Genomic DNA, 5972 nt, shown 5'->3' with positions numbered 1-5972 from the left:
CGACGGCGATGTCACCACAGACGCTGCCACGCTTGGCAAGTTCGAGGTGACCGCCGAGATTCTCGGCGAGACCAAGGGCCCCAAGATTCGCATTCTCAAGTACAAGAACAAGTCTGGTTACAAGAAGCGCCAGGGTCACCGTCAGCGGTACACCCAGGTGAAGGTAACCGGCATCAACCCCGGGAAGTAGTGGTAGCGAACCATGGCACACAAGAAGGGCGCCTCGTCCACCCGGAACGGCCGTGACTCCAACGCCCAGCGGCTTGGTGTCAAGCGTTTCGGCGGCCAGCTCGTGAACGCCGGCGAGATCATCGTCCGCCAGCGCGGCACCCACTTCCACCCGGGTGACAACGTGGGCCGGGGTGGCGACGACACGCTGTTCGCGCTGATCGCCGGTCACGTGCAGTTCGGCAACAAGCGCGGCCGCCGCGCTGTGAGCATCGTCCCGGCCGCGGAGTAGATCCGCCGATCGGGAAAGGGGCCGCCGCCCCGCGCGAGAGCGCGGCGGACGGGGGCCCGGCCAGAACGTTGATGAGGCGGATCGACTTGTCGATCCGCCTCATCGTCGTGAAGGGGTACCACCGGTGCGGGGAGCGCGGCGGTGGCACGGCGTGGACCAGACGGGCACGCTTGTGAGAGGGAGTAGCGGTGGCTGAGTTCGTCGACCAGGTGGTCCTTTACGTCAAGGCCGGTGACGGGGGAAACGGCTGCGCGTCCATCCACCGTGAGAAGTTCAAGCCGCTCGGCGGTCCCGACGGGGGCAACGGCGGGCGCGGGGGTGACGTGATCCTGGAGGTCGACCCCAACACCTCCACCCTTCTCGACTACCACCACCGGCCCCACCGCAAGGCCGCGAACGGCAAGCAGGGCGCCGGGTCCAACCGCGACGGCGCCTGGGGCGAGGACGTGGTCCTCCCGGTCCCCAACGGCACGGTCGTGAAGGACGCCAAGACCGGCGAGGTGCTGATCGACCTCATCGGCGCCGGCACGCGGTACGTCGTGGCCCAGGGCGGTCACGGGGGCCTCGGCAACGCCGCCCTGGCCTCCACCAAGCGCAAGGCCCCCGGCTTCGCGCTGCTCGGCGAGCAGGGCGACGAGATCGAGGCCGTGCTGGAGCTCAAGACGGTCGCCGACGTGGCGCTCGTGGGCTTCCCGAACGCCGGCAAGTCGTCGCTGATCGCGGCCCTGAGCGCCGCCCGGCCCAAGATCGCCGACTACCCGTTCACCACGCTGGTGCCCAACCTCGGTGTCGTCACGGCGGGGGAGACGGTGTTCACCGTCGCCGACGTGCCCGGGCTGATCCCCGGCGCCTCCGAGGGCCGGGGGCTCGGCCACGAGTTCCTGCGCCACGTGGAGCGGTGCTCGACGATCGTCCACGTCATCGACTGCGCCACGATCGAGCCCGGGCGTGACCCGCTCACCGACTTCGGGGTGATCGAGGCCGAGCTGGCCGCCTACGGCGAGCTGGACGACCGCCCGCGTCTCGCCGTGCTCAACAAGGCCGACGTCCCCGAGGCGCGCGAGCTCGCCGACATGGTGCGGCCGATGCTGGAGGACAAGGGCCTCAAGGTCTTCATGATCTCCGCGGCCACCCACGAGGGGCTGCGCGAGCTGTCGTTCGCCGTGGCCGAGATGGTGGCGGCCGCCAGGGCCGCCAAGCCCGTCGAGGAGCCCACCAGGCTGGTCATCCGTCCCAAGCAGTTCGGCGACGCCGGGTTCACGGTCAGGCGGATCGACGACGACACCTTCCAGGTCACCGGCGAGAAGCCCGAGCGCTGGATCAAGCAGACCGACTTCACCAACGACGAGGCCGTCGGCTACCTCGCCGACCGCCTCGAACGGCTGGGCATCGAGAAGGCGCTCAGCGAGGCGGGGGCCAAGGCCGGCGCCGAGGTCGTCATCGGCTCGATGGAGGGCGGCTACATCTTCGACTGGCATCCGACGCTCGACGCCGAGGCCAATCAGGGCCCGCGCGGCTCGGACAACCGCCTCGGGTAGCCCGGCGACCGGGCGTCCGGGACTTACCGGCGCGGCACGGTGGACGGGTCCGCCGGTCGCGGCGATCATGCGACAGCAGGTAAGCGAGCGAAGGGTGCGGAGCGTGGACATCGCCGGTCGGGAGCGGGTGGCCGCTGCTTCACGCCTGGTCGTCAAGGTGGGGTCGTCGTCGCTGACGACCCCGCAGGGCACCATCGACGTCGACCGGGTGGACGCCCTGGTCGACGTCCTCGCCGCCCGCGCCGGGAACGGCACACAGCTGGTGCTGGTGTCCTCCGGCGCCATCGCCGCCGGGCTCGGGCCCCTCGGCCTGACCGCCCGGCCGCGTGACCTCGCGACCCAGCAGGCGGCGGCCTCGGTCGGGCAGGGCGTGCTCGTCGCCCGCTACACCTCCTCCTTCGCCCGGTACGGCCTGCGCGTGGGCCAGGTCCTGCTCACCGCGGACGACATGATGCGCCGGGCCCACCACCGCAACGCGCAGCGGACCCTGGTGCGGCTCCTGGAGCTCGGCATCGTCCCGGTGGTCAACGAGAACGACACGGTCGCCACCGACGAGATCCGCTTCGGCGACAACGACCGCCTGGCGGCCCTGGTGGCCCACCTGATCCACGCCGACGCGCTGGTGCTGCTGTCGGACGTGGACGCCCTGTACGACGGCGACCCCCGGGTGCCGGGCGCCCAGCGGATCCCCCAGGTCAACGGGCCGGCCGATCTCGAAGGCGTCGAGCTCGGCCGGTCGGGCCGGGTCGGCACCGGCGGCATGATCACCAAGGTCGAGGCGGCGCGCATCGCCACGGGGGCGGGCGTCCCCGTCGTGCTCACCTCCGCCGCCCACGCCGCGCAGGCCCTCGCGGGCAGGGACGTCGGCACGTACTTCCAGCCGGAGGGCCGCCATCCGGGCACCCGCCTGCTCTGGCTCGCCCACGCGACCACCGGCAGGGGCCGCCTGCACCTGGACGCCGGGGCGGTGGAGGCCGTGGTGATGCGGCGCAAGTCGCTGCTCCCCGCCGGGGTCACACTCGTGGAGGGCGACTTCACCGCCGGCGACCCGGTCGACCTCTACAGCCCGCACGGCACGCCCGTGGCCCGGGGGCTGGTGAACTTCGACGCCGCGGAGATCCCCGAGCTCCTCGGCCGCTCCACGCGCGAGCTGGCCGCGAACCTCGGCCCTGAGTACGAGCGGGAGCTGATCCACCGAGACGACATCGTCATACTGGATCCCACCATCGAGAGCAGGAGCGCGAGGCATGTCTGAGGCCGATGACTTTCTGAGGGTCGCCCACGACGCCAAGGAGGCCGCCGCCGAGCTGGCGCCGCTGCCGCGCTCCGCCAAGGACGCCGCCCTGCGCGCCGTCGCCGACGCCCTGGTGGCCCGCGCGAAGGAGATCGTCGAGGCCAACGCCCTCGACGTCGCCGCCGCACGCGAGAGCGGCACCCCCGAGACGATGATCGACAGGCTCAGGCTCGACGACAAGCGCGTCGGGGCCATCGCGGGCGCGGTGCGCGAGGTGGCCGAGCTGCCCGACCCGGTCGGCGAGGTCGTGCGGGGGAGCACGCTGCCGAACGGCCTTGAGCTCCGGCAGATCAGGGTGCCGCTGGGCGTCGTCGGCATCATCTACGAGGGCCGCCCCAACGTCACGGTCGACGCCGCCGCCCTCTGCCTCAAGAGCGGCAACGCCGTCCTGCTGCGCGGGTCCTCCAGCGCCTACCGGTCCAACACCGTCCTCGTGCGGATCATGCAGGACGCGCTCGGCGGCACCGAGGTGCCCTCGGGGGCCGTGCAGCTGGTGCCGGGCACCACGCGCGATTCGGTGAAGCACCTGATGCGCGCCAGGGGCCTGGTCGACGTGCTGATCCCGCGCGGCGGCGCGTCCCTGATCAACTCGGTGGTGGAGGAGTCCACGGTGCCGGTGATCGAGACCGGTGTCGGCAACTGCCACGTGTACGTGGACGCCGACGCCGACCTGGACCTGGCGCTGGAGATCCTCGTCAACGCCAAGACCCAGCGTCCGTCGGTGTGCAACGCGGCGGAGACGTTCCTGGTCCACGCGGAGGTCGCCGACGCGTTCGTACCGGCGGCCCTGGCGCGGCTCGCCAAGGAGGGCGTGACCGTGCACGGCGACGAGCGTGTCGCCTCGTACGCGGCGGGAGCCCCTGAAGGCGTCGTGGTGCCCGCCACCGAGGAGGACTTCGGTGAGGAGTACCTCTCCCTGGACATCGCGGCGGCCGTGGTCGACTCGCTGGAGGAGGCGGTCGCGCACATCCGGCGGTACGGCTCGGCGCACACCGACGCGATCGTCACGCGGTCGCAGGGCGCGGCCCGGCGTTTCGTCGCGCGGGTCGACTCGGCGGCGGTGGCGGTCAACGCCTCTACCAGGTTCACCGACGGCGGGGAGTTCGGCTTCGGGGCCGAGATCGGCATCTCCACGCAGAAGCTGCACGCCCGCGGGCCGATGGGCCTTCCTGAGCTGACCTCCACCAAGTGGGTCTACACCGGCGAGGGCCACCTGCGCACCTCCGCGGGCACCGTCATAGCCGGAGGCCGGCCGCCCGCCGTACCCTGATCAGCTGATTGGCGCGGGGCCCGTGAAGTGATGACTCAGTGTGGTCGGCGTGTCGCTCCTCGCGTACGACGGGCCGGGGGGTTTGACTGTCCCCATGGGGATCGTCTTCGCCTTCGGCTACGCCATCGCGGTGGTGGTCGCGGCCGATCGGCTGATGCTGTGGCTGGAGAGCCGAGGTCACGTGAACTGGCGGCGCACCGGCAGGAAGGCCCTGTCCGCGAGTCCGGACGCCCGCCTGGACCACCTCTTCGAGGACTCCTCGCGCTAGCGGTTTCCGCCGGCTCCCGGCCGGGCCGGCCGGGGCACGTATCCCGGTGTGTCCGTTAAAACCTGTTGGCTTCCGGCGCGCCGTCACGGTAAATCAGTGGATCGGCGCTATGGTGGCGTCTCCTATGGGCGGACGGCGAGTGGGCGGGCTCGGGCGAGTCGGCCCGTACACCATGGTGGAGCGCCTCGGCCGCGGTGGCATGGGCGAGGTCTACCTCGCCGTCGGTCGGCGCGGGGTGAAGGTCGCCGTCAAGATGCTCCGCGATCCGATCGGGGACGACCCCGAGGCGCGATTAAGACTCGACCGCGAGGTGCAGGCGCTGCGGCGGGTCGAGAGCCCGTATGTCGCCCGCGTCCTCGACGCGGACCTGTCCGGTGACAGGCCCTACCTGGTGATGGAGCACATCGAGGGGGAGACCCTCCTCGACGCGGTGCGGCGGCAGGGGCCCCTTTCGGGTCCCAACCTGATCGAGCTCGCCAGGGGGCTGGCCACCGCGATCGCCATCATCCACGCGGCCGGGGTGATCCACCGCGACGTGAAGCCCGCCAACGTGGTGCTGGGGCCCGACGGTCCCGTGCTGATCGACTTCGGCATCGCCCAGGTGTCGGACGCCACCCGGCTCACGATGACCGGCACGTTCCTCGGCACGCCGGGCTACTCCGCGCCCGAGGTGTTCGCCGAGGAGGTCGTCGGCGAGCCGTCTGACATCCATTCGTGGGCGGCCACGGTGGCGTTCGCCGCCACCGGGCGCCCGACGTTCGGCAGGGGCAGCGTCGAGGCGCAGATGTACGCCGTCCTGAACGGGCGCGCGGACCTCGCCGGGGTGCCCGGCTCGCTGCTGCCCTTGATCAGGGCGGCGCTCAACAGGGAGCCCGCCAAGCGGCCCACAGCGGCGCTGCTGGCCGACCGGCTGTCCCGCTTCGCCAGGGCCACGGCGCCCGCCGCGCCGGCGGGGGCGCGCAACGCGCCGCAGGCGGCACGCGCACGCGGTGAGGAGCCGCCGGGCGGCCGGGGCCGGAGCGAGGACGCGCCGGGCGAGGAGCTGCCGGCCCCCTGGTCGGCGATCCGCCCAACATCATCATCGCCAGCCGCGGTGGGCTGACCTTCAACGACTTCCTCGTCCACATGGCGCCCATGATCCT

The 5972-nt window shown here is 71.9% G+C and carries 6 protein-coding genes and 1 pseudogene; all 7 read left to right on the top strand.

The window, feature by feature from the left end:
* A partial coding sequence (rplU, locus tag AB0B89_RS34295; protein ID WP_358561261.1) for a 50S ribosomal protein L21 occupies positions 1–190 on the top strand: 190 nt, incomplete at its 5' end.
* A gap of 12 nt (positions 191–202) precedes the next feature.
* Complete coding sequence (gene rpmA / locus AB0B89_RS34290; protein WP_114032604.1) at positions 203–460, top strand: 50S ribosomal protein L27; 258 nt, start codon at positions 203–205, stop codon at positions 458–460.
* A 188-nt stretch (positions 461–648) separates the two neighbouring features.
* On the top strand, positions 649–1998 hold the full coding sequence (obgE, locus tag AB0B89_RS34285) for a GTPase ObgE (protein ID WP_358561258.1): 1350 nt from the start codon (positions 649–651) through the stop codon (positions 1996–1998).
* Between the two features lie 67 nt (positions 1999–2065).
* The gene (gene proB / locus AB0B89_RS34280) at positions 2066–3253 is read left to right on the top strand and encodes a glutamate 5-kinase (RefSeq protein WP_358561255.1); all 1188 of its coding nucleotides are present in this window, start codon (positions 2066–2068) and stop codon (positions 3251–3253) included.
* A complete protein-coding gene (locus AB0B89_RS34275; protein ID WP_358561252.1) occupies positions 3246–4562 on the top strand; it encodes a glutamate-5-semialdehyde dehydrogenase in 1317 nt (438 codons plus the stop codon). The genes proB and AB0B89_RS34275 overlap by 8 nt, the downstream gene beginning before the upstream one ends.
* 49 nt (positions 4563–4611) lie before the next feature.
* Positions 4612–4830 carry a hypothetical protein gene (locus AB0B89_RS34270; RefSeq protein WP_358561249.1) on the top strand — a complete coding sequence of 73 codons (219 nt, stop codon included), beginning with the start codon at positions 4612–4614 and terminating at the stop codon, positions 4828–4830.
* A 109-nt stretch (positions 4831–4939) separates the two neighbouring features.
* Positions 4940–5728 (top strand): annotated as a pseudogene (locus AB0B89_RS34265) (serine/threonine-protein kinase); the annotation flags it as partial.
* Between the last annotated feature and the right edge of the window lie 244 nt (positions 5729–5972).

Origin of the sequence: Sphaerisporangium sp. NPDC049002 (genome assembly GCF_040649355.1) — a bacterium.
GTDB lineage: Bacteria > Actinomycetota > Actinomycetes > Streptosporangiales > Streptosporangiaceae > Sphaerisporangium.
This window is presented reverse-complemented; position numbering and strand designations above follow the sequence as displayed.